The sequence below is a fragment of the Enterobacter cloacae complex sp. CDL013 genome (assembly GCF_049238805.1).
Lineage (GTDB): Bacteria > Pseudomonadota > Gammaproteobacteria > Enterobacterales > Enterobacteriaceae > Enterobacter > Enterobacter hormaechei_C.
This window is the reverse complement of sequence record NZ_JBMKGT010000013.1, coordinates 39,055-63,459: the sequence shown is the minus strand read 5'-3', so window position 1 is coordinate 63,459 and position 24,405 is coordinate 39,055. Positions and strand designations below refer to the sequence as shown.

The 24,405-nt window shown below is 56.9% G+C and carries 19 protein-coding genes; 9 read left to right on the top strand and 10 right to left on the bottom strand.

What is annotated here, in order from left to right:
* The first annotated feature begins 68 nt into the window (after nt 1-68).
* Nucleotides 69-1,544: a ketol-acid reductoisomerase gene (ilvC, locus tag ACOTXD_RS21075; protein WP_006808634.1), complete on the top strand. Its 1,476-nt coding sequence runs from the start codon at nt 69-71 to the stop codon at nt 1,542-1,544.
* 38 nt (nt 1,545-1,582) lie between these two features.
* Here ilvC and trmL read toward each other — a convergent pair whose 3' ends face one another.
* From trmL to lldP, 5 genes are all read right to left on the bottom strand, one after another.
* Complete coding sequence (gene trmL / locus ACOTXD_RS21070) at nt 1,583-2,056, bottom strand: tRNA (uridine(34)/cytosine(34)/5-carboxymethylaminomethyluridine(34)-2'-O)-methyltransferase TrmL (RefSeq protein ID WP_022649772.1); 474 nt, start codon at nt 2,054-2,056, stop codon at nt 1,583-1,585.
* A 45-nt stretch (nt 2,057-2,101) separates the two neighbouring features.
* Complete coding sequence (locus tag ACOTXD_RS21065) at nt 2,102-3,442, bottom strand: MFS transporter (RefSeq protein ID WP_045350923.1); 1,341 nt, start codon at nt 3,440-3,442, stop codon at nt 2,102-2,104.
* 180 nt (nt 3,443-3,622) lie between these two features.
* On the bottom strand, nt 3,623-4,810 hold the full coding sequence (gene lldD / locus ACOTXD_RS21060; RefSeq protein ID WP_015572772.1) for an FMN-dependent L-lactate dehydrogenase LldD: 1,188 nt from the start codon (nt 4,808-4,810) through the stop codon (nt 3,623-3,625).
* On the bottom strand, nt 4,807-5,580 hold the full coding sequence (gene lldR / locus ACOTXD_RS21055; protein WP_006808630.1) for a transcriptional regulator LldR: 774 nt from the start codon (nt 5,578-5,580) through the stop codon (nt 4,807-4,809). The genes lldD and lldR overlap by 4 nt, the downstream gene beginning before the upstream one ends.
* A complete protein-coding gene (gene lldP / locus ACOTXD_RS21050) occupies nt 5,577-7,232 on the bottom strand; it encodes an L-lactate permease (RefSeq protein ID WP_003860175.1) in 1,656 nt (551 codons plus the stop codon). Before lldP ends, lldR begins: the two co-directional genes overlap by 4 nt.
* A 1,099-nt stretch (nt 7,233-8,331) precedes the next feature.
* Here lldP and ACOTXD_RS21045 point away from each other — a divergent pair.
* From ACOTXD_RS21045 to ACOTXD_RS21030, 4 genes are read left to right on the top strand one after another with little or no spacing between them, the layout of a single operon-like run.
* Nucleotides 8,332-8,913 carry a fimbrial protein gene (locus ACOTXD_RS21045; RefSeq protein WP_003860173.1) on the top strand — a complete coding sequence of 194 codons (582 nt, stop codon included), beginning with the start codon at nt 8,332-8,334 and terminating at the stop codon, nt 8,911-8,913.
* A gap of 30 nt (nt 8,914-8,943) precedes the next feature.
* Nucleotides 8,944-9,618 (top strand): fimbrial biogenesis chaperone, encoded by a 675-nt coding sequence (locus tag ACOTXD_RS21040; protein WP_022652045.1) that lies wholly within the window; start codon nt 8,944-8,946, stop codon nt 9,616-9,618.
* 4 nt (nt 9,619-9,622) lie between these two features.
* A complete protein-coding gene (locus ACOTXD_RS21035; RefSeq protein WP_061856415.1) occupies nt 9,623-12,103 on the top strand; it encodes a fimbria/pilus outer membrane usher protein in 2,481 nt (826 codons plus the stop codon).
* A 9-nt stretch (nt 12,104-12,112) separates the two neighbouring features.
* Nucleotides 12,113-13,207, top strand: a complete 1,095-nt coding sequence (locus ACOTXD_RS21030; RefSeq protein WP_048245182.1) for a fimbrial protein — start codon at nt 12,113-12,115, stop codon at nt 13,205-13,207.
* A gap of 32 nt (nt 13,208-13,239) precedes the next feature.
* Here the strand turns inward: ACOTXD_RS21030 and ACOTXD_RS21025 are convergent, their stop codons facing one another.
* The 4 genes from ACOTXD_RS21025 to ACOTXD_RS21010 all read right to left on the bottom strand — a co-directional run bounded on the left by ACOTXD_RS21025 (nt 13,240) and on the right by ACOTXD_RS21010 (nt 17,404).
* Nucleotides 13,240-13,602 carry a YibL family ribosome-associated protein gene (locus tag ACOTXD_RS21025; protein ID WP_022652042.1) on the bottom strand — a complete coding sequence of 121 codons (363 nt, stop codon included), beginning with the start codon at nt 13,600-13,602 and terminating at the stop codon, nt 13,240-13,242.
* Between the two features lie 58 nt (nt 13,603-13,660).
* The gene (mtlR, locus tag ACOTXD_RS21020; RefSeq protein ID WP_023315021.1) at nt 13,661-14,251 is read right to left on the bottom strand and encodes a mannitol operon repressor MtlR; all 591 of its coding nucleotides are present in this window, start codon (nt 14,249-14,251) and stop codon (nt 13,661-13,663) included.
* Nucleotides 14,248-15,396, bottom strand: a complete 1,149-nt coding sequence (gene mtlD, locus ACOTXD_RS21015; RefSeq protein WP_038416916.1) for a mannitol-1-phosphate 5-dehydrogenase — start codon at nt 15,394-15,396, stop codon at nt 14,248-14,250. The genes mtlR and mtlD overlap by 4 nt, the downstream gene beginning before the upstream one ends.
* 100 nt (nt 15,397-15,496) lie before the next feature.
* Nucleotides 15,497-17,404: a PTS mannitol transporter subunit IICBA gene (locus ACOTXD_RS21010; protein WP_023315019.1), complete on the bottom strand. Its 1,908-nt coding sequence runs from the start codon at nt 17,402-17,404 to the stop codon at nt 15,497-15,499.
* A 436-nt stretch (nt 17,405-17,840) separates the two neighbouring features.
* Between ACOTXD_RS21010 and ACOTXD_RS21005 the strand changes: the two genes are divergently transcribed.
* From ACOTXD_RS21005 to selB, 3 genes are all read left to right on the top strand, one after another.
* Nucleotides 17,841-18,449 carry a glutathione S-transferase gene (locus ACOTXD_RS21005; RefSeq protein ID WP_061856416.1) on the top strand — a complete coding sequence of 203 codons (609 nt, stop codon included), beginning with the start codon at nt 17,841-17,843 and terminating at the stop codon, nt 18,447-18,449.
* A 103-nt stretch (nt 18,450-18,552) separates the two neighbouring features.
* A complete protein-coding gene (gene selA / locus ACOTXD_RS21000; protein ID WP_022652040.1) occupies nt 18,553-19,938 on the top strand; it encodes an L-seryl-tRNA(Sec) selenium transferase in 1,386 nt (461 codons plus the stop codon).
* Complete coding sequence (gene selB / locus ACOTXD_RS20995) at nt 19,935-21,773, top strand: selenocysteine-specific translation elongation factor (RefSeq protein ID WP_061856417.1); 1,839 nt, start codon at nt 19,935-19,937, stop codon at nt 21,771-21,773. Before selA ends, selB begins: the two co-directional genes overlap by 4 nt.
* A gap of 3 nt (nt 21,774-21,776) precedes the next feature.
* On the opposite strand, the gene ACOTXD_RS20990 is transcribed toward selB, so the two are convergent.
* Nucleotides 21,777-22,661: an ROK family protein gene (locus ACOTXD_RS20990; RefSeq protein ID WP_061856418.1), complete on the bottom strand. Its 885-nt coding sequence runs from the start codon at nt 22,659-22,661 to the stop codon at nt 21,777-21,779.
* A 166-nt stretch (nt 22,662-22,827) separates the two neighbouring features.
* Between ACOTXD_RS20990 and aldB the strand changes: the two genes are divergently transcribed.
* A complete protein-coding gene (gene aldB / locus ACOTXD_RS20985) occupies nt 22,828-24,366 on the top strand; it encodes an aldehyde dehydrogenase AldB (protein WP_006808612.1) in 1,539 nt (512 codons plus the stop codon).
* Nucleotides 24,367-24,405: the final 39 nt, after the last annotated feature.

Here is a 24,405-nt window from a genome sequence, read left to right as displayed (position 1 = left end):
AATGTGGGTACATTCTCGCTGAAACGCGAACCGAACAATAAGACACACAACATCACGAGGTATCACCCATGGCTAACTACTTTAATACACTGAACTTGCGCCAGCAGCTGGCGCAGCTGGGCAAATGCCGCTTCATGGCGCGCGATGAATTTGCTGATGGCGCGAGCTACCTTCAGGGTAAAAAAGTGGTCATTGTCGGCTGTGGCGCACAGGGTCTGAACCAGGGCCTGAACATGCGTGACTCCGGGCTGGATATCTCCTACGCCCTGCGCAAAGAAGCGATTGCCGAGAAACGCGCTTCATGGCGTAAAGCGACCGAAAACGGCTTCAAAGTGGGCACCTACGAAGAGCTGATCCCGCAGGCGGATCTGGTGGTGAACCTGACGCCGGACAAGCAGCACTCTGACGTTGTGCGTTCCGTACAGCCGCTGATGAAAGACGGCGCCGCGCTGGGTTACTCCCACGGCTTCAACATCGTTGAAGTGGGCGAGCAGATCCGTAAAGACATCACCGTAGTGATGGTGGCGCCGAAGTGCCCGGGTACGGAAGTGCGTGAAGAGTACAAACGTGGCTTCGGCGTACCGACGCTGATCGCCGTTCACCCGGAAAACGATCCGAAAGGCGAAGGCATGGCGATTGCCAAAGCCTGGGCAGCGGCCACCGGCGGCCATCGTGCGGGCGTACTGGAATCTTCCTTCGTTGCGGAAGTGAAATCTGACCTGATGGGCGAGCAGACTATCCTGTGCGGCATGCTCCAGGCTGGCTCTCTGCTGTGCTTCGACAAGCTGGTGGAGGAAGGCACCGATCCGGCATACGCGGAAAAACTGATTCAGTTCGGCTGGGAAACCATCACCGAAGCGCTGAAGCAGGGCGGCATTACGCTGATGATGGACCGTCTGTCCAACCCGGCAAAACTGCGCGCGTTCGCACTCTCTGAACAGCTGAAAACCATCATGGCGCCGCTGTTCCAGAAACATATGGACGACATCATCTCCGGCGAGTTCTCCTCCGGCATGATGGCAGACTGGGCGAACGACGATAAGAAACTGCTGACCTGGCGTGAAGAGACCGGTAAAACCGCGTTCGAAACCGCACCACAGTACGACGGCAAGATCACCGAGCAGGAGTACTTCGATAAAGGCGTCCTGATGATTGCGATGGTGAAAGCAGGCGTTGAGCTGGCGTTCGAAACCATGGTGGATTCCGGCATCATTGAAGAGTCTGCGTACTACGAATCGCTGCACGAGCTGCCGCTGATCGCAAACACCATCGCCCGTAAGCGTCTGTATGAGATGAACGTGGTGATCTCCGATACCGCCGAGTACGGTAACTACCTGTTCTCTTACGCCTGCGTACCGCTGCTGAAAGAGTTCATGACCACCCTGCAAGCGGGCGATCTGGGCCAGGCGATTGCGGAAGGTGCGGTTGATAACGCGCAGCTGCGTGACGTTAACGAAGCGATTCGCAGCCACGAAATCGAGAAAGTGGGCCAGAAACTGCGTGGCTACATGACCGATATGAAACGTATCGCGGTAGCAGGCTAAACACGATGAATCGGGTGGCGCAAGCCACCCGAACTGTTTTAGCTACGCAGTATCGCGCCGGGATAACCCAGCTGGCGCCACGCCTCATACACCACCACCGACACCGCATTCGACAGGTTCATGCTGCGGCTGTCCGGCATCATCGGAATACGAATTTTCTGCTCGGCTGGCAGGGCATCCAGAATGGTGGCCGGCAGGCCGCGGGTTTCCGGACCAAACATCAGATAATCCCCGTCCTGATAGCTTACGGCGCTGTGCGCTGGCGTACCTTTGGTGGTCAGGGCGAACATGCGCTGCGGCTTCTCTGCGTCCAGAAACGCGGCGTAATCGTGATGACGAACGACGGCAGTAAACTCATGGTAGTCCAGCCCCGCGCGGCGCAGACGTTTGTCGTCCCACGTAAAGCCCATCGGCTCAATGATGTGCAGACGAAAACCGGTGTTGGCGCACAGGCGGATAATATTGCCGGTGTTCGGCGGAATTTCTGGTTCGAATAAGACGATGTTAAGCATGCTGCCCCCTTAATTGCGGGGGCAGAATAGCAGAAAAGAGAGGGACTAGGCGACGCCCGGCTCCTGCGCGCGGCTATACAGCATTTTGTAGACGGTTGCCGCCGCGGCCACGAGAGCAGGCACGCTGAGGATCATTAAAATACTGTCTGCCTGCCACTGCATGGAAAGAAGCTGGGCGCTGGTCATGGTGCCCGCCACGCCGCCGAAGCGGCCGATCCCCTGCATCCAGGCGATACCCGTCGCGCGGCACTCGGTAGGGTAAAAGGTGGCGGCCAGGGTCTGCATGCCCGACTGCGCGCCGTTCATCGCGATCCCCATCAGGAAAATTAACCCGCCAAACAGGGCGATATGGTTATGCTCAATGCCGAGTAAAAGAATCAGGCCCATCGTCAGCACGAAACCACACGCGACCACCTTGTGCGCTTCCCAGCGATCCATCATCCAGCCCGCGAGCAAAATGCCAGCGGTGCCGCCGAAGGTGAACAGCGAGGTGAGCCAGGCGGATTCCGCCAGCGCATACCCCATCCCCTGCATCAGCGTCGGCATCCAGCTCAGCAGGACGTAATAAATCACCAGTCCCATAAAGTAGGTGACCCACAGCATCAGGGTGCCGGGTAGCCAGGGCATGGAAAACAGCGGCGACACGCTGCCTTTTTTCGACGCGACTTTCTCCTCTGTCAGGAAAAAGCCCGTGACGCTATCCAGCGTGCTGCGGGCGAACCGGCTGGCGATGCGGCGAACCTGGGCGATGTCTTTCCCGCGCTGCACCAGAAACTTCACCGACTCCGGCAACAGCAGCGCCAGCAGCACCGTTAAAATCAGCGGCGCAATCGCGCCGGTCAGCAGCACGCTTCGCCAGCCATGGTGAGGGATAAGCCAGGACGAGATCGCCCCGCCGCCCGCCGCACCCAGCGGAAAGCCGCAGTACATGGTGTTAATTGCCATGGCGCGGCAGCGCTGGGGGGCAAACTCTGAGATCAGCGTGATGGCGTTAGGCATCGCGGCGCCCAGCCCGAGACCGGTCAGAAATCGCCATAGCGTCAGGGTATTCAGACTTTGCGCCCAGGCCGTGCCCAGGCTCGCCAGGCCGAAGAACAGACACGAAAAGACCAGCACGCGCTTGCGTCCCATCCGGTCCGATACCGGACCTGCAATCAGGGCTCCCAGCGACAGCCCCAGCAGCGCCGCACTCAGCACCGGCCCCAGATCCTGTTTATGTATTCCCCACTCCGTCGACAGCGTAGGCGCAATGTAACCCATCGCTGCGGTATCAAACCCATCGATCGCCAGCACCAGAAAGCCCAGCACAATAAGAAGCCAGTGAAACCCTGAAAAGGGACTTTCATCGATCACCTGCTGAATATCCACCCGACCTGAATACGTCATACGTTCCCCTCCGATGTGATGTTGTTTTTGTGTTCTTGTATTTGCTTGTCTATACAATTGCGGAGGGGCGGGGTGTGTCAAATTTTCTTATCAAGAATGTTACGCAGGTGTTATTTTCGACAAAAAAAGCGCCCGAGGGGAAAGTCGGGCGCGGAAGAAGGGGAGGCTAACCGGGGGAGATCAGGCCGCGTTTCCCTGAGAAAGAGGGGCCAGCGCCGCAGGCAGCTTACTGAGCTCCTGCACCAGAGAGTCTTTGCTGATTTCACCGATTGTTTTCGCACCGGTCAGCGTCATCGCCACCTTCATCTCTTTCTCGATCAGGTTCAGCAGATTCGCCACGCCCGCCTGGCCGCTGGTGGCCAGCGCGTACAGGTAAGCACGGCCCAGCAGCACGCTGTCGGCGCCGAGCGCAATCATGCGCACCACGTCCAGCCCGTTACGGATGCCGCTGTCGGCCAGGATCGCAATATCACCTTTCACCGCATCGGCAATGGCCGGCAGGGCGCGGGCGGAGGAGAGCACCCCGTCAAGCTGGCGGCCACCATGGTTAGAGACCACGATCCCATCGGCGCCAAAACGTACCGCGTCGCGGGCATCTTCCGGGTCGAGGATCCCTTTAATCACCATCGGGCCGTCCCAGAATTCGCGGATCCACTCCAGGTCTTTCCATGAGATCGACGGATCGAAATTGTTCGCCAGCCAGCCGATGTAATCCTCCAGCCCGGTCGGTTTACCCAGGTAGGCCGAAATATTGCCCAGATCGTGCGGACGGCCGTTCACGCCCACATCCCACGCCCACTGCGGGTGCGTCACCGCCTGCCAGTAACGGCGCAGGGCCGCGTTAGGGCCGCTCATGCCGGAGTGGGCGTCGCGGTAGCGCGCGCCGGGGGTCGGCATGTCGACGGTAAAGACCAGCGTTGAGCAGCCCGCCGCTTTGGCGCGCTCCAGTGCGTTGCGCATAAAACCGCGATCGCGCAGGACGTACAGCTGGAACCACATCGGGCGCTTGATGGTCGGGGCAACTTCTTCAATCGGGCAGACGGACACGGTGGAAAGGGTAAACGGAATGCCTTTGGCATCTGCGGCGGCGGCGGCCTGCACTTCACCGCGACGGGCATACATGCCGCATAAACCGACAGGTGCGAGCGCTACCGGCATGGAGAGCGTCTCGTTAAACAGCTTCGTCTCAAGGCTCAGGTCAGACATATTTTTCAGCACGCGCTGGCGCAGGGCCACTTCCGACAGATCCTCCACGTTACGGCGCAGGGTATATTCGGCATAGGCCCCGCCGTCGATATAGTGGAACAGGAACGGGGGCAAAATGCGCTGCGCCGCGGCGCGATAGTCACTGGCTGCTGAAATAATCATGCTTTGTTCTCCCTGGAAATATCACTCTCGCCAGGCAGACGGGTAATACGCGCCTGTCGGGCCTGATCTTCATCGAATCGTTTAATGGTGGTATGCACGAAGCCGAGATGCGCCATCATCGCCTTGCGCGCGGCCTCGGCATCTCCGGCCAGAATGGCGTTGAGCACCGCCTCGTGCTGTTCGGTCAGCTGGGCAAACACCGGCGGCACCAGATACATGCGCTGGCGGCTCTGCTTGACGGAGGATTGCAGCAGGTCGAAGAACCCGCGCATGGTTTGCAGCAGCACCACGTTGTGCGAGGCCTCGGCAATCGCCAGATGGAACCGCACGTCCGCCTGGGAGGCGATGTCCGGGTCGCTGCTTTGCGTGGCTTCAAAACAGGCTTTGAGCTTCTCTTTGTCGGCGTCGGTTGCCCGCATCGCCGCGTGCCACGCGGTGCTGGTTTCGATGGCGTGACGCGCTTCGAGGATGTCGAAGCTGTAGTCCGGGTCGTTTTCCATCAGCGTCTTCAGCGGCTGCACGATGTTTTGTTCGGACCAGTCGTCATGCTGCCAGCGCACGAAGGTGCCGCCGCCGCGACGGCTCAGCAGCACCCCTTCACTAACCAGCGTCGCCAGCGCCTCGCGCAGTGAGTTGCGCGACACGCCAAGCTGAGCGGCAAGCTGACGCTCGGCGGGCAATCTCATGCCCGCTTCCAGCTGTTGTTCTTCTATCAGCGCCCGTACGCGAGTGGCAATCTCGTCGGACAGGCGTCTGGGCATCACTATCATGGAATCATCCAGGTTAAGACATAGGCCTGCAATGTGGTGATCACGCCCACCATGCAGGTAAATATCAGGCTGTGTTTAACGGTAAAGCGGAACAGATCCGACTCTTTGCCTACCAGCCCCACCGCAGCACAGGCAATGGCGATGGACTGCGGCGAGATCATCTTCCCGGTCACGCCGCCGGTGGTGTTCGCGGCGACCAGCAGCACGTCCGAGACGCCAATCTGCTGCGCGGCCGTGGCCTGTAGGGCAGCAAACAGGGCGTTAGATGACGTATCTGAACCGGTCAGGAACACCCCCAGCCAGCCGAGGAACGGCGAGAAGAAGGTAAACGCGTGGCCGGTATGCGCCAGCGCTAACGCCAGCGTCGACGACAGGCCGGAGTAATTCGAAATAAACGCGAACGCCAGCACCATGCCGATGGAGTAAATCGGCAGCATCAGCTCTTTAATCGTCGCCGCAAAGGTCTGTACCGCGGCGGCAGGCTTCATGCGCAGCCACACAACGGAAAGGATAGCGGCAAACAGGATGGCCGTACCGGTGGCTGAGAACCAGTCGAACTTAAACACTGCCGCATACGGCGTGGCGTCGTGCACCACCGGCGGCATACGGGCGACCATTTTGTCGAGGAACGGCACGGAGATATTAATCACCATGTCGTACAGCGCGCCGCCCGGGGCGAACAGGGCTTTAAACGGCGGAATGCTCCACAGCGTCACGGTGGCGGTCAGGAACAGGAACGGTGACCACGCACGCACAATCTGTCCGGCGGTATAGCCGGTGCGCGCCAGCGTCTGATCCACGTGCGATGCGCCCATGTCAGCAAAGCGGAAGATACGTACCGGCTGCCAGCGTTTCAGGAACAGCGTCAGACAGACCAGCGACACCAGGGAAGAGATGATGTCCGGCAGTTCCGGGCCGAGGAAGTTGGAGCTGAGATACTGGGCAATGGCGAACGAACCGCCCGCTACCATCACCGCAGGCCAGGTCTCCTTCACGCCGCGCCAGCCGTCCATAATCGCCATGATCCAGAACAGCACGATAATGGTCAGGAACGGCAGCTGGCGGCCCACCATCTGGCCGATCTCGAAGCTGTCCAGCCCGGTCACCTGACCCGCCACCAGAATCGGAATGCCCATCGCGCCAAACGCCACCGGGGCGGTGTTCACAATCAGGCACAGGCCAGCGGCATACAGCGGATTAAAGCCCAGCCCGACCAGCAGAGCGGCGGTGATCGCCACCGGCGCGCCAAATCCTGCCGCCCCTTCAAGGAATGCCCCGAAGGAGAAACCGACAATCAGCATCTGTAAACGCTGGTCCGGTGTAATAGAGAGAATCGACGAGCGAATAATGTCGAACTGCCCTGTTTTCACCGAGATTTTGTAGACAAAGACAGCGGCGATGATGATCCACGCAATCGGCCACAGGCCGTAGAAGAAACCATACACCACAGAGGCCAGCGCGCGATCGACCGGCATTTTATAGAAGAACAGCGCCACCAGCAGGGCGATGGCAACGGTGTACGTTGCGGCAAGGTAGCCCTTCAGCTTGAGCTTTATCAGCGCAAAGAAGAAGAACAGGATCGGTAGCGATGCGATCAGGCTCGACAGCCAGATATTCCCGGCCGGATCGTAGTTTTGTTGCCAGAGGCTCATGCAGGTCTCCTGAGGACCACACAGGTGTTCGTCGGGTGAGTCTCTGCTCATCTCAGCGTCACACTTAGTGTAAAAGTGGTCCTTCCAATATTGTGATGTAGGGTTAATGGCAATAAATGGTTAACCAAGTGTTGCTATTCAGCAATGCTTTTGTGAAGTGGAGCATCGAAACTGTGAACGATGGATAGCTTTACGCATGATTGGTAGGACCAAAACCGCAAGTTCAACTCACCGCGTGCGTTGGGAGCGGTAGTCAGGTGGAGGGCATTACATTCGCCTTTTGAGCAGATACGGCGCGTAAAAGAGGTTGAATAAAATGGGTATGTGATAATATTGCGTGAATCAAATGAGGTTTGTTTGTTTTATTTATGTTTTTGAAAATCTGTATATGTGTGATCAGAGTGATATATTTCCTATAAATAAAAAATTTTTTTGGTTAAAAATGCGAAATCGAAGCTGTAGCAAAAAATTTTAATTAAGGAAAATTTCACATATAGATTTTAACAGTGTATTACAAACGATCAATTGCTGATCGATAAGGAAATATCCTGTTTAACCGTGATTTTTCAGGATAAAGTGAAAGAATTTTTTGCTGAAGTGACATTTTTTGGCTAATAATATTCTGAAATAAATTGATCAAACAATGATCAGTTAACTCTCTTGTAATTTAGTTGCGGTATTAAAAGCAGATTAATAATTATTAGGGCAATGGAAAGGGGTTAAATTTGTTAGCTGAGTGTTAATTTCAGAATGTTTACAAGCGCGGCGTATTACTTTTCAATACGTAGACGTTAAAAGGCATTTGATTTACTATTTATTCAGAAGCAACGTAACAGAAGATTTTAAATTTATTACTAACCACAACGTATTCAGTGTTATTTTCGGCCAGAAGTCATTCCTCAGTTGAAGGATATCTGTGTATGGCCTTCTGAAAATATACGGATTATCACCATGGGATGGACCCTGCTTTATTCTATAAGGTCGCGTCACCCATTCTGCTAAAACCCTTTCGGTGGCGTTTTTAAATCCTTATAGCGGTTATTGTACCTGGTACAACAAGTCTATATCTGTTTAATTTACAGAGGGGAAAGTGTTCCAAATGAAAATCAAAAATGTGGCGCTGGCGATTGCCGCGGCGGGGCTGCTGTTATCTTCTCAATCGGTACTGGCAAGCAGTGATTCTGGCGTTAATGCTTCTCTGGATACCGGTGCGGGTTCGCAAAGTACGGGCGGGGTGATCAATTTTACCGGGAAGATTACCCTTATTTCCTGTGATATTACTCCGGCCTCTAAAAACAAAACGGTAGACCTTGGGGCGTGGGCAAAAAGCTACTTTGACGATCACAACGAAACGACGCCGCGCGAGTTCAAAATCAACGTGGAAAACTGCCCGGAGACGGTTGAATCGGTTGCGGTACTGTTTGACGGAACCAAAGATACGGTGAATGACACACTGCTTCAGGTTACGCCAGGTGAAGGTATGGCGACGGGTGTCGGCGTGAAGCTTTATAACAGCGATCGCAGCACGGCGATTAAACCGGGTACGGTATCTGAAACAACCGCACCGGATGATGAAGGCAATGCTGAATTAACTTTCTATGCCGCACTTGACAAAGATGGCACAGAAATCAACGCCGGCGATGTTAACGCCGTATCCAACTTCCTGATGGTTTATAACTGATTTCACTGTCAGCCACCTCCAGAGATAATAATGATGAAACGTTTATCGTATATTATGCTCACTGCATTAATGGTTAGTTCTGCGTCAGTTTCCGCTGGCGTTGTAATGGGGGGAACACGGATCGTATACCCACAACATAGCAAGGAGGTGGCATTTTCTGTTTCTAATATGGAAAGTGCGGTTCCCTATCTTATTCAGTCGTGGGTTGAAGGGGATGGGCAGGGTAAAAATAACGCTGCGCCATTTATTGTCACGCCACCTCTGTTCAGACTTGATCCGGAGCAGACCAACACGCTGCGTATTCAATATACCGGCGCTCCGCTGCCCACAGATCGTGAATCTGTATTCTGGCTCGATATTAAAGCGATTGCGCCAAAGCCAAAAGAGAGCAGCAACGAATTACAAGTTAACGTTAAATCGAAATTTAAAATTTTCTACCGCCCGGACAATCTGAAAGGGGACGCTGCAACTGCCTGGCAGAAAATAACGTTTTCGCGGACGGGAAAAGGGCTTAAGGCCGCTAACCCGACGCCATACTACGTCTCTTTTTATCGGCTGACCGTTGGCGGGCATAAAATTGAGCAGCCGGGCATGATCGGTCCAGGGGAAACCCGTGAATGGCCTGTGTCCGCCTCCGGGGGCGTAAGCTGGTCGGCTATTAATGATTTTGGTGCCATCACCGCCACCCACACCCAGCCTCTTTAAGATCATGCCTTTTCGCCTGTTTCGTTACGCGCCGCTTTCAGTGTTGCTGCTTAGCTTCAGCCGTGCGGGGATGGCCGAGGATTACTTTGATCCCGCCGCGCTGGAGCTTTCCTCTACTGAACAGAAAACGGCGGATCTGCACTATTTCTCTGAAAAGGGCGGGCAGATGCCAGGCACCTGGCTCGTGACGCTGGAGATTAACGGACGCGAGGAGCGGCATCAGGAGATCACCTTCGTCAATGAGAAAGGCAGCCTGCAACCCGTTTTTAGCGTATCGCTGCTGGAAGCGCTTGGCGTAAATGTAGGGGCCATTCCTGCATTCTCCCGGTTGCAGGAGGGAGAAACGTTCACGCACCTCGAGGATTTTATTCCGGCAGCGCGAACCTCCTATGATTTCAACCAACAGCGCCTTTTTCTCAACCTGCCGCAGGCGGCGATGAAACACCGCAGCCGTGGCTACGTGCCGCAGTCGCAGTGGGACGATGGTATCCCGGCGGCATTTACTGATTACAGTCTGTCGGGCGGTCAGGCCCGTCATCAGAGCGGGGTCACGACATCCAGCTATCTGAGCCTGCGTAACGGCATCAATCTGGGGGCGTGGCGGTTGCGCAACACTTCGGCCTGGAGCCACAGCGACGCGGGCGGCAACCATTTTCAGTCGCAAAGTAGCTGGCTGAGCCGGGATATTCGCCGTCTTAACAGCCAGCTACGGATCGGCGATGCCTGGACCGCAGGCGACGTCTTCGATAGCGTGGCGTTTCGCGGGGTTCAGCTCTCGTCCAGCGAGAGCATGTTACCCGACAGCCAGCGCGGCTTCGCACCAACCATCCGCGGCGTTGCACACAGCTTCGCTAAAGTCTCCGTTTCGCAAAATGGCTATGTGATCTATGAAACCTGGGTGGCCGCCGGGCCATTTATCATTAACGATCTGTTCCCCGGCGCACAAAGCGGCGATCTACAGGTTACGGTCACGGAAAGTGACGGCTCAACGCGCGTCTTTACCCAACCCTATTCTGCGGTGCCGTTTATGCGACGCCAGGGCAGCCTGAAATACAGTCTCAACGCCGGACGATTTCACTCCGGCTCCGGCGATGCGCGTTCGCCTGAGTTTGTTGAAGGCGCTTTTTTCTACGGTCTGCTCTCCAGGATGACGGTGTATGGCGGCTTTCGTACGGCGAGCAACTACCAGGCCGGTGCAATTGGCATAGGCAGAGGGTTTGGCGCATTTGGCTCGCTGGGCATTGACGATACGCTGGCAAAAAGCCATTTACCCGACGGCAAAAACGCGATAGGGCAGGCGTGGCGCATTCAGTATCAGAAAGATTTCAGCGCTACCGGCACCGCCTTCAACCTGGCGAGTTATCGCTATGCCTCGCGCAATTACTATGAATTTAGTGAACTGAATCAGTCTGACAGCCAACAGCTGCAACTCAATAATCGCCGTAGCCGCTCGCAGGTCACCTTTTCACAGACGCTGGGTCAGTTCGGCAGCCTCAGCGTCTCGGCATGGATGCAGGATTACTGGCATACGTCCGGGCAGGATAAAACCATCCACATTGGCTGGTACACCAGCTGGCGGGGCATTTCCTGGGGCGCGGGATATGACTACACCGACTCAGCGCGTGAGCAGCATCCCGATCGCACCGTGTCGTTTAACGTCAATGTTCCGCTTGGCCACTGGTTACCGGACAGCTCGGTCAGTTACTTCATCAACCACAACAATCGTGGAATGACCACGCAGCAGATGTCTCTCAACGGCAGCGCGCTGGCGAATCGCAACCTTAATTACAGCGTTCAGCAGAGTAAGGCCAGCGAGGGACAAGCCGACAGTACCAGCCTGGCGCTGCAATACAACGGTGGCTACGGCAACGTCAGCCTCGGTTATGACCACAGCCGAAGCGGTAGCAACGCGAGCCTCGGACTCGCCGGAGGCGTTATCGCCACGCAGTATGGCGTCACGCTTAGCGAGCCGCTGGGCGATACCGTCGCCCTGCTGCGCGTGCCCGGTGCGGCGAACGTTGAGCCGGAGGGTTACAACGGGATCCATACCGACAGCCGCGGCTATGCGGTCATGCCAACGCTCTCGGCGTATCGCAAAAATACCGTCAGCCTTGATACGGCGACGCTGGGTGAGAACGTCGACGTTGAGCAGAGCGGTCTGACGCTCATTCCCACCAGCGGCGCGGTGGTGCTGGCCAATTACAAAACCCACATTGGTTATCGCGTTCTGTTTTCCCTGCGCTACCACGGTGAACCGTTGCCGTTTGGCGCGCAGGCTGAAGTGGTGGAGCAGAACCGCCATTCTGCAAACCGAAGCATGGTCGCTGACGGCGGTCAGGCCTACCTGAGCGGAGTACCCGAGCGCGGCACCCTGCGCATCACCTGGTATGAAAACGGGGAACAGCAGCAATGCCAGACACCTTTCAGACTGGGGAAAGCTCATATGGCCCCCGGCATCGCTACGCTGTCTCTTGAGTGCCACTAGAGGAATATCATGCGTCACTTTATTCACTGGTTTTTCTATCTGAGCCTTCTTTCGCTTTTTGGCATGCTGAGTTTTCATGCGCACGCTCAGGCCTCGCCCTGCCGCACCACGCGCGATCAGTGGGTTGTCCAGGTACCCTACGCCATTGGATATGCTCCCGGCACCGCGGATTGGACGCCGGTTTCCGCGCCGATACAGTCTACCGGGCAAGACTTCTACAACTGTGATGGCGGTAGTGACCCCTGGCGTAGTATCGGATTTGTCGAGCTGGATAACCCCGTCGGCACCGTGGTGGGGGAAGACGGTGCGTCGCGGCACGTCTACAAAACCCAAATTGACGGCATCGGCTACGCGCTCGGGTTCCGCGAGCAGCAGTACTGTGGTGCGGATGCCGTACGGTATATTGACGGCACCAGCCCGGTAGACGGCAACGAGTCCCGGCGTATCTGCGATGCCTCACAGAATCCTGCCTTTGCCAGCGCCCCAACGTATAAATTGCAGTTCTGGGTGGTGTTTTACAAAATCCCGACGACCAGCCCCATGCCTGACGATAACGCCAACTCCCAGGAGCAAAATGTCGGATCGCTGATATTGCAGGCGGGAGAAAATCAAGCCAGCGCCACCAACGTGGCGACACCAGTACAGATTCATCTCGCCAGCTTCACCGTCAGGCGTACCAGCTGTTCAGTGGGCTCTCGCAGCATTCTTGTTCCCATGGGGAGCGTGAGCCAGCGTGAATTTCACGGCATCGGCTCCCGCGCCGGGGGCGGACGCTTCAGCATTCCGGTGACTTGCGAAAATAACACGGCGGTTAAGATGGGTTTCTTTGGCGATACCACGCCGGGCAACGATCGGGCGCTGGCGTTGACGAAGCAGGAGGATAGCGCCAGCGGTGTCGGGATCGAACTGCTTTACGGTGACAATACCGGTTCGGTTCAGGGGCAGGTGGTACCGTGGAACACCCCGCAGGTATCAGCGCTTGGGCAAGTAGGGGATAACCAGACGCAAACCTTCTGGTTTGATGCGCATTACATTCAGACGGAAGCGAACGTGACGGCGGGAAAAGCGGATGCGATGGCCACGTTTAACCTGATTTACAACTGAGTTTCCCCTGCCGCAGCGGCAGGGGAGGACGATCAGAACGCGGTCTTACAAAAACCCGTCATCTCTTTCAGGCCCATTTCGCGACCAAGCTCAGTCATCGGGTGCACCACCACCAGGCCACGGACGCTTTTCTTCAGCTTGCCCATGTCGGCCTGCTCTTTTTTGGTGATCGCGCGGCGATGCGGCATGTTCATCAGCTTCTGCGCTTCTTTACTCAGCTTCTGGCCTTTCACTTCGCGCAGGCGTTCAATTTCCGCCTCCAGCTTCACGGACTCTTTTTCCAGCTCGGCATATTTCTCGGCGGAATCAACAAGGGAGAGGCCGGCCATCTGATGGCGGATCATATCCAGACGGTCGCTCAGGCGTTTAATTTCGTTCTTTTCGACTTCTTTCATGACAAATAACTCTGAAAACGGGGAATTTACAGGGAAGGATACACCAATGTGTGCGGGCTTACTTCTGAAACGCTTTTTTTAAGCTGATTTTAGAAATCAGCTCAGTCAGGGAAAGCACCATGGTGGAGCGGACAACCTGTTGATAACGCAGCTTTTGCATCGCGTACAGCTCTGGGTCGCTGTTATCAAACTGAGGTGCGGGAGGGAGCGCGGATACGCAGTGCAGTTCGCCGAAGGGCCCCAGTATCTCATCATCGGTAAAGGTGTACTCATTGCCGTCATGATTGAGCTCTTCGCGCAGCGCCATTAACAGCTCGGCGTCTTCATACTCCTGACGGTTCAGCACGCCGAGACCGTAAATCAGCTTCAGCCGTACCGATAAATCGCCCAGCGGTCCGTCTCCGTCCAGTAACGGTTCTACAGCATACTTTACCGCGTAGTCGTCTTTGCGAAACACCTGAAGCACCAGAATGTTTACCGCCTCGGTTAACAGCTCGACGGCGGTAATCAGGAAACTTCGTACGGTTTTGCCAGCATTCAGACGCTCAAGCACACGATTTTCAAAGGCCTGGGTTTGTTCCATTATTGCCTGCATATCTGACAATCTGTTATTCGGGCGCAGGCTCACCTGCGCCGGACTCTGCATCATTTGGTTGCGTTGTATGCGCTGACCGCCTCCGCAACTACGTCACTGTTGGCATCCAGACCGGAGATCTGCGCCAGCGCAGCCTGCGCGCCTTTGTCATCAATCAGCTGAGCCAGCTCAATTGCCTGCGGGTCCTGCTCGCTGCGGTAGTGCATTGCGGCAGCGATTCCCTTCACCAGGTTAGCGTGCGGCAGGCCGTATTCCAGCGTGCCCAGCAGCGGTTTAATCAGGCGATCGCCCGCGCTCAGTTTACGCAGCGGCTGACGACCCACGCGCTCAACGTCATCTTTCAGATACGGGTTTTCAAAACGACCGAGGATTTTCTGGATGTATGCTGCGTGTTTATCAGCATCAAAACCGTAGCGTTTGATCAGCACCGCGCCGCTCTCTTCCATTGCCCCTTTGACCACCGCACGGATGTTCTCATCGAGGATCGCGTCACGAATGGTCTGATGACCGGCCAATTTTCCGAGGTACGCGGTTATAGCATGCCCGGTGTTCAGCGTGAAGAGTTTACGTTCGACAAATGCCATCAGGTTATCGGTTAATTCCATTCCCGGAATGGTCGGCAGCGCGCCCTTAAACTGGGTTTTATCAACGATCCACTCGCTGAAGGTTTCCACCGTCACTTCCAGCGGGTCGTTGGTGGCGGATTCTGACGGCGGAACGATGCGATCCACGGCGGAATCAACAAAACCTACGTGCGCTTCAACCCAGGCTTTATCTTCGTCGGCGACGGCCGCAAGAACGTGGCCTTTCAGCTGCGTGGTGCCGCGCACCATGTTTTCACAGGCGATGATGTTCAGCGGCGTTTCAACGCCCTGTGCTTTACGCTTCGCCAGGCCTTTCGCGACCGCCGGGGCGATACGCTCAAGCACCACCGGACCCACGGCTGTGGTGACCAGATCAACGCTGGCAATAAGATCGATAACATCGTCGCCAATGCTGCTTACCGCGTTGACGCCAGAGACCGTTTCAACCTGTTCGTTTTCACCCACCACGTGAACCTGATAGCTATGACGGGCATTCAGGGCATCCAGAACCACCTGATTCACATCGGCGAATGTCAGGGTAATGCCCGCGTCTGCCAGCAGTTTACCGATAAAGCCACGACCAATATTACCTGCGCCAAAATGTAATGCTTTCATAGTGTTAACCTTCATCAATGTTTTTACCCGAGAGGGCTGGGGTGAGGAACGTTTTCCCCTCACCCTAGCCCTCTCCCCGGGGGGAGAGGGAGGAGTACCGTTATTTGTTAAGCAGGGCCAGAACTTCTTCAACGCTGGTGGTGTTGGCCAGACGCTCAATAACCGTTTCGTCATCCAGCGCGTTGGTCAGGCTGGTAATCACCTGGATATGCTCGTTGTTGCGAGCGGCGATACCAATCACCAGACGGGCGATGTCGTCCTCTTCTTCACCGAAGCGCACGCCATCAGGATACTGACAGAACACCACGCCGGTTTTCAGCACGCGGTCTTTGGCTTCCACCGTACCGTGTGGAACCGCGATGGATTCACCCAGGTAGGTTGGGGTCAGCTTTTCACGCTCCAGCATCGCCTCAACGTATTCCGGCTGAACGTAGCCACCTTTCACCAGTTGCTCACCGGCGAAGCGAATGGCCTCTTCTTTATTGGTCGCCGTGCGGCCAAGGAAGATGTTTTCTGCGCCCAGTTTGAACAGATGCGCGTTGCTCTCGTCGAAGCTGTCTTGCAGGCTGGTACGTACTTTCACTTCGTTATCTTCATGGCGCTGCGCCGCCACCAGACGTTCGGTCAGGCTCGTGTACAGGCCGCTGTCGAGGAAGTTGGTCAGGGAAATGTGCTGCGCCTGCGGTACCTGACGCATAGCGCGTTCGGTCAGATCGCGGTGCGTGATCACCAGGTCAACGTCCGGCGGCAGGCTGTTAATCGCGCTGTTGGTGACGGAGATGTTGGTCAGACCCGCATCCTGCACTTTCTTACGCAGTACGCCCGCACCCATTGCGCTGGAGCCCATACCGGCATCACAGGCCACGATGATTTTACGAACGTGGCTCAGGTCGTTAGAGACATCGCCTGCCGCCAGCGGCGTTGCGCCTTTGGATTCGGCTTTCATGTCATGCATACGACGGGTTGCCGCTTCGATATCGTCGTCTTCTTTCACCTTGCTGGTTTTCAGCAGGATAGCGGAGGCCACGAAGGAGACCGCCATGGCCGCACAGATCGCCGCGATGTTCGCGAAGTAGGCGCCTTTCGGGGTCATCGCCAGCACCGCCAGGATAGAACCCGGAGAAGCAGGAGACACCAGACCACCGCCCAGTACACTCAGGGTGAACACGCCGGTCATACCGCCAAGGATAACGGCCAGGATCAGACGTGGGTTCATCAGTACATACGGGAAGTAAATTTCGTGAATACCGCCCAGGAAGTGAATGATCGCCGCGCCGCCAGCAGACTGCTTCGCGCTGCCGCGACCGAAGAACATATATGCCAGCAGAACGCCCATACCCGGACCCGGGTTGGCTTCAATCAGGAAGAAGATGGACTTGCCGAGATCGTGAGACTGCTGAATACCCAGCGGCGAGAAGATACCGTGGTTGATGGCGTTGTTCAGGAACAGGATTTTCGCCGGTTCAACAAAGATAGACGCCAGCGGCAGCATGTCATGCGCCACCATGAAGTTAACGCCCGCAGCCAGCAGTTTGGAGAGCACTTCAACCGCAGGGCCAATGCCGAGGAACGCCAGAATCGCGAGGATCATCCCGATGATGCCCGCAGAGAAGTTGTTCACCAGCATTTCGAAGCCGGATTTGATCTTGCCATCAACCCAGACGTCAAATTTCTTGATCGCCCAGCCGCCCAGAGGACCGGCAATCATCGCACCGAGGAACATCGGCATATCCGCACCGACGATCACCCCCATGGTTGTGATGGCACCCACGACGCCACCACGGTCACCGCCCACCAGACGACCACCGGTATAACCGATGAGCAGCGGCAGCAGGTACGTAATCATTGGGCCAACAAGTTTCGCCAGCGTTTCGTTAGGCAACCACCCTGTCGGAATAAATAATGCGGTGATAATACCCCACGCGATAAACGCGCCGATATTTGGCATCACCATGTTGCTGAGGAAACGACCAAAGCTTTGCACTTTGATCTTGAAATCGGATGACATAAAACACCCCTTCTTATGTTTACGCTTAGGCTTGTGGCCCGAGGTTTATCGTTAATGTGCGGCGGCAGAGGTAGCCGGGCCCTGTTCTGATGCTGTGAAATCTGGCACTGAATCGTTCAACTGTCCAGACAGCGAAATTTTGTGTGATCTGAATCACATGAATGTAGGGGGTGAGGACATTAATGAAGTGATCGCGATCACATAATGAGTGTGTAAAAAAAATACATCGTTCAGAATTACGCCAAGATGGGCGGGTTTTTGTGATTAATATCACAATGTTAAGTTGGCTGTTTGTTTTCAGATTGTGATTTGATTCACAAAATATTTTTATGCAGATTTCTCCCGTATCCCCTCACGACAGGAATGCGATACGCACACCTGCCTTTTTCCACGGCTTGATCCATACTGACCTCTTTGTGGGCATTAAGGATAAGCAATGAAACTCATCGGCAGTTATACAAGTCCTTTCGTGCGTAAGATTTCGATTCTCCTGCTGGAGAAAGGGATTGAATTTGAATTCGTAAATGAACAACCCTACAACGCAGAGAACGGCGTTGCGCAGTACAACCCGCTGGGGAAAGTCCCGGCGCTGGTAACGGACGAGGGCGACTACTGGTTTGATTCCCCGATCATTGCGGAGTACATCGAGCTGCTTGGCGTTGCGCCAGCCATGCTGCCGGCGGATCCAAAAGCAGCGCTGGCGATGAAGCAAATTGAAGCCCTGGCGGATGGCATTATGGATGCGGCATTAACGTCCGTACGCGAGCAGGCAAGGCCCGCCGCCCAGCAGTCAGAAAATGAGCTGCTGCGCCAGCGCGAAAAAATCAACCGCAGCCTGGATATGTGCGAACAGCTGATCCGCGACGGGAAAATTCAGAGCGATAGCCTGAATCTGGCGACGATCGCCATCGCCTGCGCCATCGGCTACCTCAATTTCCGCCGCGTCTCGCCGGGCTGGTGCGTGGATCGTCCGCTGCTGGTCAAACTGGCGGAGACGCTCTTCCAGCGCGAAAGTTTCGCCCGGACTGAACCGCCAAAGGCTTGATGCGGGTTATAACACTTCCTGGCGGGAGGCGGTACAATCCCCCCACATGTTAACTCCCTCTCCCGTCGGGAGGGGGGAAGATATTTACTCGCCAGGCGCATTCATGACTACTCATCATTCCCTCTACAGCCAGATCCCCGCTACCGATCGTCTGCTTCGTGACCCGCGCATCACTGCGGTGCTGGAGCAGTTTGGCCATACTGCAACGGTCGACATGCTACGCCAGCTTCAGGACGATGCGCGTCGCCATATTCAGGCTGAGAACGCGCTACCCGGCTGGTGCGAGGCATGGGCGCAGGAAGTTGAAAGGAGGTTGAGCAAGCACGCGCAAAGCGCGTTGCGCCCGGTTATTAACCTGACAGGCACGGTTCTGCACACCAATCTGGGCCGGGCACAGCAGGCAGAAGAGGCAATAGAGGCCGTCACCCGGGCCATGCGCTCGCCGGTGACGCTGGAGTACGATCTGGACGGCGCCGGGCGCGGACATCGCGATCGCGCGCTGGCGGATCTTCTCTGCCAGATCACCGGCGCGGAAGATGCCTGCATTGTGAATAACAACGCGGCGGCGGTGCTGTTAATGCTGGCGGCCACCGCAAGCGGAAAAGAGGTTGTCGTCTCTCGCGGCGAGCTGGTGGAGATCGGCGGGGCGTTTCGTATTCCGGACGTCATGCGGCAGGCGGGCTGCACGCTGCATGAAGTGGGCACAACTAACCGTACCCATGCAAAAGATTATCGCGCGGCGGTGAATGAAAACACCGCCCTGCTGATGAAAGTGCATACCAGCAATTACCACATTGAGGGTTTCACCAAAACGGTGGAAGAGGCTGAACTGGCCGCCATCGGGCGCGAGCTAAACGTGCCGGTGATTGCCGATCTTGGCAGTGGGTCGCTGGTGGATATGCGCCAGTATGGTCTGCCAAAAGAGCCAATGGTGCAGGAAATGGTTGCCGCGGGCGTAAGCCTGGTCAGTTTCTCTGGCGATAAACTGCTGGGCGGGCCGCAGGCGGGTATTATCGTCGGCAGGCGCGAGCTGATTGCGCAGCTACAGCAGCATCCGCTGAAGCGCGCCCTGCGTGCCGATAAAATGACGCTGGCCGCGCTGGAAGCCACGCTGCGGCTCTATCTCCACCCGGAGAAACTGGCTGACCGCCTGCCCACGTTGCGTTTGCTGAGCCGTGATGCGGCCTCTGTTCGCGCGCAGGCGGAAGCGCTACTGCCGCAGGTTGCTCCTCATTACCCTGAGTTTGAAGTTCGTATCGAGCCTTGCCTGTCGCAAATTGGCAGCGGCTCGCTGCCGGTGGACAGGTTACCGAGCGAAGCGCTGACGTTCACCCCGCGCGACGGACGCGGAAGCCAGCTTGAGGCGCTGTCGGCGCGCTGGCGCGCATTACCGACGCCGGTGATTGGCCGGATCGGTGACGGGCGCATGTGGCTGGATTTACGCTGTCTGGAAGATGAAGTGCGGTTTCTGGAGATGATGTTGAAATGATTATTGCCACCGCCGGTCACGTTGACCACGGCAAAACCACGTTATTGCAGGCCATTACGGGCGTGAATGCCGATCGCCTGCCGGAAGAGAAAAAGCGCGGCATGACCATTGACCTGGGTTACGCCTACTGGCCGCAGCCCGACGGTCGCGTGCTGGGCTTTATCGACGTGCCCGGCCACGAGAAGTTTCTTTCCAATATGCTCGCGGGCGTGGGCGGGATCGATCACGCTCTGCTGGTGGTCGCGTGCGATGACGGGGTGATGGCGCAAACGCGCGAGCATCTGGCGATCCTCCAGCTGACGGGAAACCCGCAGTTGACCGTCGCCCTCACCAAAGCGGACCGTGTGGATGAGGCGCGTATCGACGAGGTGCGTCAAGAGGTGCTGGCGGCGCTGAGTGAATACGGTTTTAAGGATGTCGCACTGTTTGTCACCGTAGCGACAGAAGGCCGCGGTATCGATGCTCTTCGCAACCATTTGCAGCAGATCCCGTCTCGTGAACAGGCCAGCCATCACCGCTTCCGTCTGGCGATCGACAGGGCGTTTACCGTGAAAGGGGCTGGGCTGGTGGTGACCGGTACCGCGCTGAGCGGGGAAGTGAACGTGGGCGATACCCTGTGGCTCACGGGCGTGAACAAACCGATGCGCGTGCGCGGGCTTCATGCGCAAAACCAGCCGGTGGAACAGGCCCACGCCGGGCAGCGTATCGCGCTGAATATTGCCGGTGATGCCGAAAAAGACCAGCTTAACCGCGGCGACTGGCTGCTGGCCGACGCGCCGCCGGAGCCCTCTGAACGGATTATCGTTTCTCTCCAGACCCATACGCCGCTGACCCAGTGGCAGCCGCTGCATATCCACCACGCGGCCAGCCACATCACCGGACGCGTGTCGCTGCTGGAAAACGATCTCGCCGAACTGGTGTTCGACTCCCCGCTCTGGCTGGCGGATAACGACCGCCTGGTTCTGCGCGATATTTCGGCGCGGGAAACGCTGGCGGGCGCGCGCGTGGTCATGCTGGATCCGCCCCGTCGCGGCAAACGTAAGCCCGAGTATTTACAGTGGCTGGCCGCGCTGGCCCAGACCCGCGATGATAAGTCTGCGTTAGATATCCACCTTGAGCGTGGCGCGGTGGATCTGGCGGCGTTCGCCTGGGCGCGCCAGCTCAGCGGCGAAGGATTGCGTCTTCTGACGCAGGAGCCAGGTTTTATTCAGGCCGGGAACAGCCTGCTGAACGCGCCGGTGGCGGCGCGCTGGCAGCGCAAAGTGCTGAGCACGCTGGCGACCTACCATGAACAGCATCAGGATGAGCCCGGCCCGGGCCGTGAACGTCTGCGGCGCATGGCGTTGCCCATGGAAGACGACGCGCTGGTGCTGTTGCTGATTGAAAACATGCGTGAAAGCGGCGTTATTGCAAGTCATCACGGCTGGCTACACCTGCCGGAACACAAGGCCGGTTTTACCGCTGAGCAGGACGCGGTCTGGCAAAAAGTGGCGGCGCTGTTTGGCGATGAACCGTGGTGGGTGCGCGATCTGGCGCGTGAAAACAATACCGATGAGCAGCTGATGCGTCAGGTACTGCGCCATGCGGCACAGCAGGGGATGATTGTGGCGATCGTGAAAGATCGTTATTACCGCAACGATCGGATCGTAGCGTTTGCGAACCTGATCCGGGAGCTGGATCAGGCGCGCGGATCAACCTGCGCCGCAGACTTCCGCGATCGGCTGAATGTGGGACGCAAACTGGCGATTCAGATCCTGGAGTATTTCAACCGCATCGGGTTTACGCGTCGTCGTGGCAATGACCATGTGCTACGCGACGCGCAGTTATTTCCGTAAGCGTTAAGCGCTGCGCGCCTGCTTCTGCTTAGCCAGCCAGACCGCGCCCAGCCTTCCCGCCTGGTTACCCAGCTCGCAGGGAAGGATGGGCACCCGGAGCGCCTCCCACTCCTCGAATCGCTGTAGGTATTTATCCAGCAGGAGATAGATTTTCTCCTGCTCGCTAATGCCGCCGCCAATCAGCACCGCCTGCGGATCAAACATGGAGATCACGCTGTAGATGCCGCGCGAGAGGAAATGCGCCCACTCTTCTATGGCCTCACGCAGATGCACGTCGCTGTCCATGCGTCTAAACAGCTCCTCACCGTCAGGCATCTCATCTTCCGACACGGCCAGCGCGCGGCGGCAGGCTTTCATCAGGCCGCTGGCTGACGCCACTTCGTGCATCGGCTCGCCGTTGTTGCCAACGGGCAGCACGCCAAACTCACCCGCCCGGTAGTGCGACCCACGGTAGAGATCGCCCTCCATGACGATACCGCCGCCGATGCCGGTGCCGATGGTGATGCAGACAAAATGCTCATAGTCCTTGCCGGCGCCCTGCCAGCGTTCGCCCAGCGCCGCGCAGTTGGCGTCATTTTCGGTTGTTACGGGGAGATCGGTCAGCTGTGCGAAAAGCTCGCACAGGTTTTCACCGTCAAGGTAATCCAGCGCCCCGGCCTTGGCCGCTTCGCCGGTATGGTAATTGATGTGGCCCGGAAAACTCACGCCGATGCCGACGATCTCATGCTCCTGGCGGTACTTATCCACCACCGCTTTCCACTTCTGTTTGAAGGTGCTTTCATCGTCAGGCGTATCATATTCATCGGATGTCAGTTCTTCGCCGTTTTCGTTAATCACGCCGTGTTTGATGTGGGTTCCGCCCACGTCAAAGCCGATAAATAGCTGCATTGCATCGTTCCTCATGAGCCCCTGAGCTATTAAGTATGGCTCTGGCGGCAGAAACGAAACGTAAAGTACGGTAATCCGTGATACGGCTCGTAAACCCGTTACCGACTGGCGAGAAAACCACCAGCCGGAACTACCCTTGTTGTACACCTACTGCAAGGAGACGGTCATGACAAACAATCCTCCCTCATCGCGTATCCAGCCAGGCGAGTATGGTTTTCCCCTTAAGCTGAAGCCCCGCTATGACAACTTTATCGGCGGCGACTGGGTGGCGCCCGTCGACGGTGAATACTATTCCAACCTGACGCCCGTTACCGGCCAGCCGCTGTGTGAAATTGCCAGTTCGGGCAAGCGGGATATCGATTTAGCGCTGGATGCGGCGCATAAGGCGAAAGATAAGTGGGGACAAACGTCCGTTCAGGACAGAGCGGCCATTTTGTTCAAAATCGCCGATCGGATGGAGCAGAATCTGGAGCTGCTGGCGACCGCAGAAACGTGGGACAACGGCAAGCCGATCCGGGAAACCATGGCGGCGGACGTGCCGCTGGCGATTGACCATTTCCGCTATTTTGCGTCCTGCATTCGTGCCCAGGAGGGGGGAATAAGTGAAGTTGACAAAGATACCGTGGCGTATCACTTCCACGAGCCGCTCGGCGTGGTGGGGCAAATTATTCCGTGGAACTTCCCGCTGCTGATGGCTAGCTGGAAAATGGCGCCCGCGCTGGCGGCGGGTAACTGCGTTGTGCTGAAACCCGCTCGCTTAACGCCGCTTTCGGTACTGCTGCTGATGGAGGTGATTGGCGACCTGTTGCCGCCGGGGGTCATTAACGTGGTCAACGGGGCCGGGGGAGAGATCGGCGAATATCTGGCTACCTCAAAACGTATCGCCAAAGTGGCGTTCACCGGCTCAACGGAAGTGGGTCAGCAGATCATGCAGTACGCGACCCAGAACATCATTCCGGTCACGCTCGAGCTGGGCGGCAAATCGCCGAACATCTTCTTTGCCGACGTGATGGACGAAGAGGACGCCTTCTTCGACAAAGCGCTGGAAGGGTTTGCGCTGTTCGCGTTTAACCAGGGCGAAGTCTGCACCTGTCCGAGCCGCGCGCTGGTGCAGGAATCCATTTATGAGCGCTTTATGGAGCGGGCGATCCGGCGCGTGGAGTCGATTCGCAGCGGTAATCCGCTGGATAACGTTACCCAGATGGGGGCGCAGGTATCGCATGGCCAGCTGGAAACCATCCTCAACTATATTGATATCGGTAAAAAAGAGGGGGCCGATGTGTTGACCGGCGGTCGTCGTAAGGTGCTGGGCGGCGATTTGCAGGAGGGCTACTACCTTGAGCCGACTATCCTGTTCGGTAAGAACAACATGCGCGTTTTCCAGGAGGAAATTTTTGGACCGGTGCTGGCCGTCACCACGTTTAAAACCATGGACGAGGCGCTGGAGCTCGCCAACGACACGCAGTATGGCCTGGGGGCGGGCGTCTGGAGCCGTAACGGTAATCTGGCCTATAAAATGGGCCGGGGCATTCAGGCCGGACGCGTATGGACAAACTGCTATCACGCCTATCCGGCTCATGCGGCGTTTGGCGGCTACAAGCAGTCGGGCATCGGGCGTGAAACCCATAAGATGATGCTGGAGCACTACCAGCAAACGAAATGTCTGTTGGTCAGCTACTCCGATAAACCGCTGGGGTTGTTTTAATCTCCGGGCTCAGGCCGTCCCGGGTGGGGTGGCCTGAGC

Bases quoted from the DNA above. Each gene is read 5' to 3' on its own strand.
- ACOTXD_RS21065 (WP_045350923.1), bottom strand. From the start codon at position 3,442: ATGACGTATTCAGGTCGGGTGGATATTCAGCAGGTGATCGATGAAAGT.
- ACOTXD_RS21005 (WP_061856416.1), top strand. From the start codon at position 17,841: ATGAAACTCATCGGCAGTTATACAAGTCCTTTCGTGCGTAAGATTTCG.
- mtlR (WP_023315021.1), bottom strand. From the start codon at position 14,251: ATGATGCAGAGTCCGGCGCAGGTGAGCCTGCGCCCGAATAACAGATTG.
- ACOTXD_RS21035 (WP_061856415.1), top strand. From the start codon at position 9,623: ATGCCTTTTCGCCTGTTTCGTTACGCGCCGCTTTCAGTGTTGCTGCTT.
- ACOTXD_RS20990 (WP_061856418.1), bottom strand. From the start codon at position 22,661: ATGCAGCTATTTATCGGCTTTGACGTGGGCGGAACCCACATCAAACAC.
- aldB (WP_006808612.1), top strand. From the start codon at position 22,828: ATGACAAACAATCCTCCCTCATCGCGTATCCAGCCAGGCGAGTATGGT.
- ACOTXD_RS21040 (WP_022652045.1), top strand. From the start codon at position 8,944: ATGATGAAACGTTTATCGTATATTATGCTCACTGCATTAATGGTTAGT.
- ACOTXD_RS21045 (WP_003860173.1), top strand. From the start codon at position 8,332: ATGAAAATCAAAAATGTGGCGCTGGCGATTGCCGCGGCGGGGCTGCTG.
- ACOTXD_RS21030 (WP_048245182.1), top strand. From the start codon at position 12,113: ATGCGTCACTTTATTCACTGGTTTTTCTATCTGAGCCTTCTTTCGCTT.
- lldD (WP_015572772.1), bottom strand. From the start codon at position 4,810: ATGATTATTTCAGCAGCCAGTGACTATCGCGCCGCGGCGCAGCGCATT.
- selA (WP_022652040.1), top strand. From the start codon at position 18,553: ATGACTACTCATCATTCCCTCTACAGCCAGATCCCCGCTACCGATCGT.
- trmL (WP_022649772.1), bottom strand. From the start codon at position 2,056: ATGCTTAACATCGTCTTATTCGAACCAGAAATTCCGCCGAACACCGGC.
- selB (WP_061856417.1), top strand. From the start codon at position 19,935: ATGATTATTGCCACCGCCGGTCACGTTGACCACGGCAAAACCACGTTA.
- mtlD (WP_038416916.1), bottom strand. From the start codon at position 15,396: ATGAAAGCATTACATTTTGGCGCAGGTAATATTGGTCGTGGCTTTATC.
- ilvC (WP_006808634.1), top strand. From the start codon at position 69: ATGGCTAACTACTTTAATACACTGAACTTGCGCCAGCAGCTGGCGCAG.
- ACOTXD_RS21025 (WP_022652042.1), bottom strand. From the start codon at position 13,602: ATGAAAGAAGTCGAAAAGAACGAAATTAAACGCCTGAGCGACCGTCTG.
- ACOTXD_RS21010 (WP_023315019.1), bottom strand. From the start codon at position 17,404: ATGTCATCCGATTTCAAGATCAAAGTGCAAAGCTTTGGTCGTTTCCTC.
- lldP (WP_003860175.1), bottom strand. From the start codon at position 7,232: ATGAGCCTCTGGCAACAAAACTACGATCCGGCCGGGAATATCTGGCTG.
- lldR (WP_006808630.1), bottom strand. From the start codon at position 5,580: ATGATAGTGATGCCCAGACGCCTGTCCGACGAGATTGCCACTCGCGTA.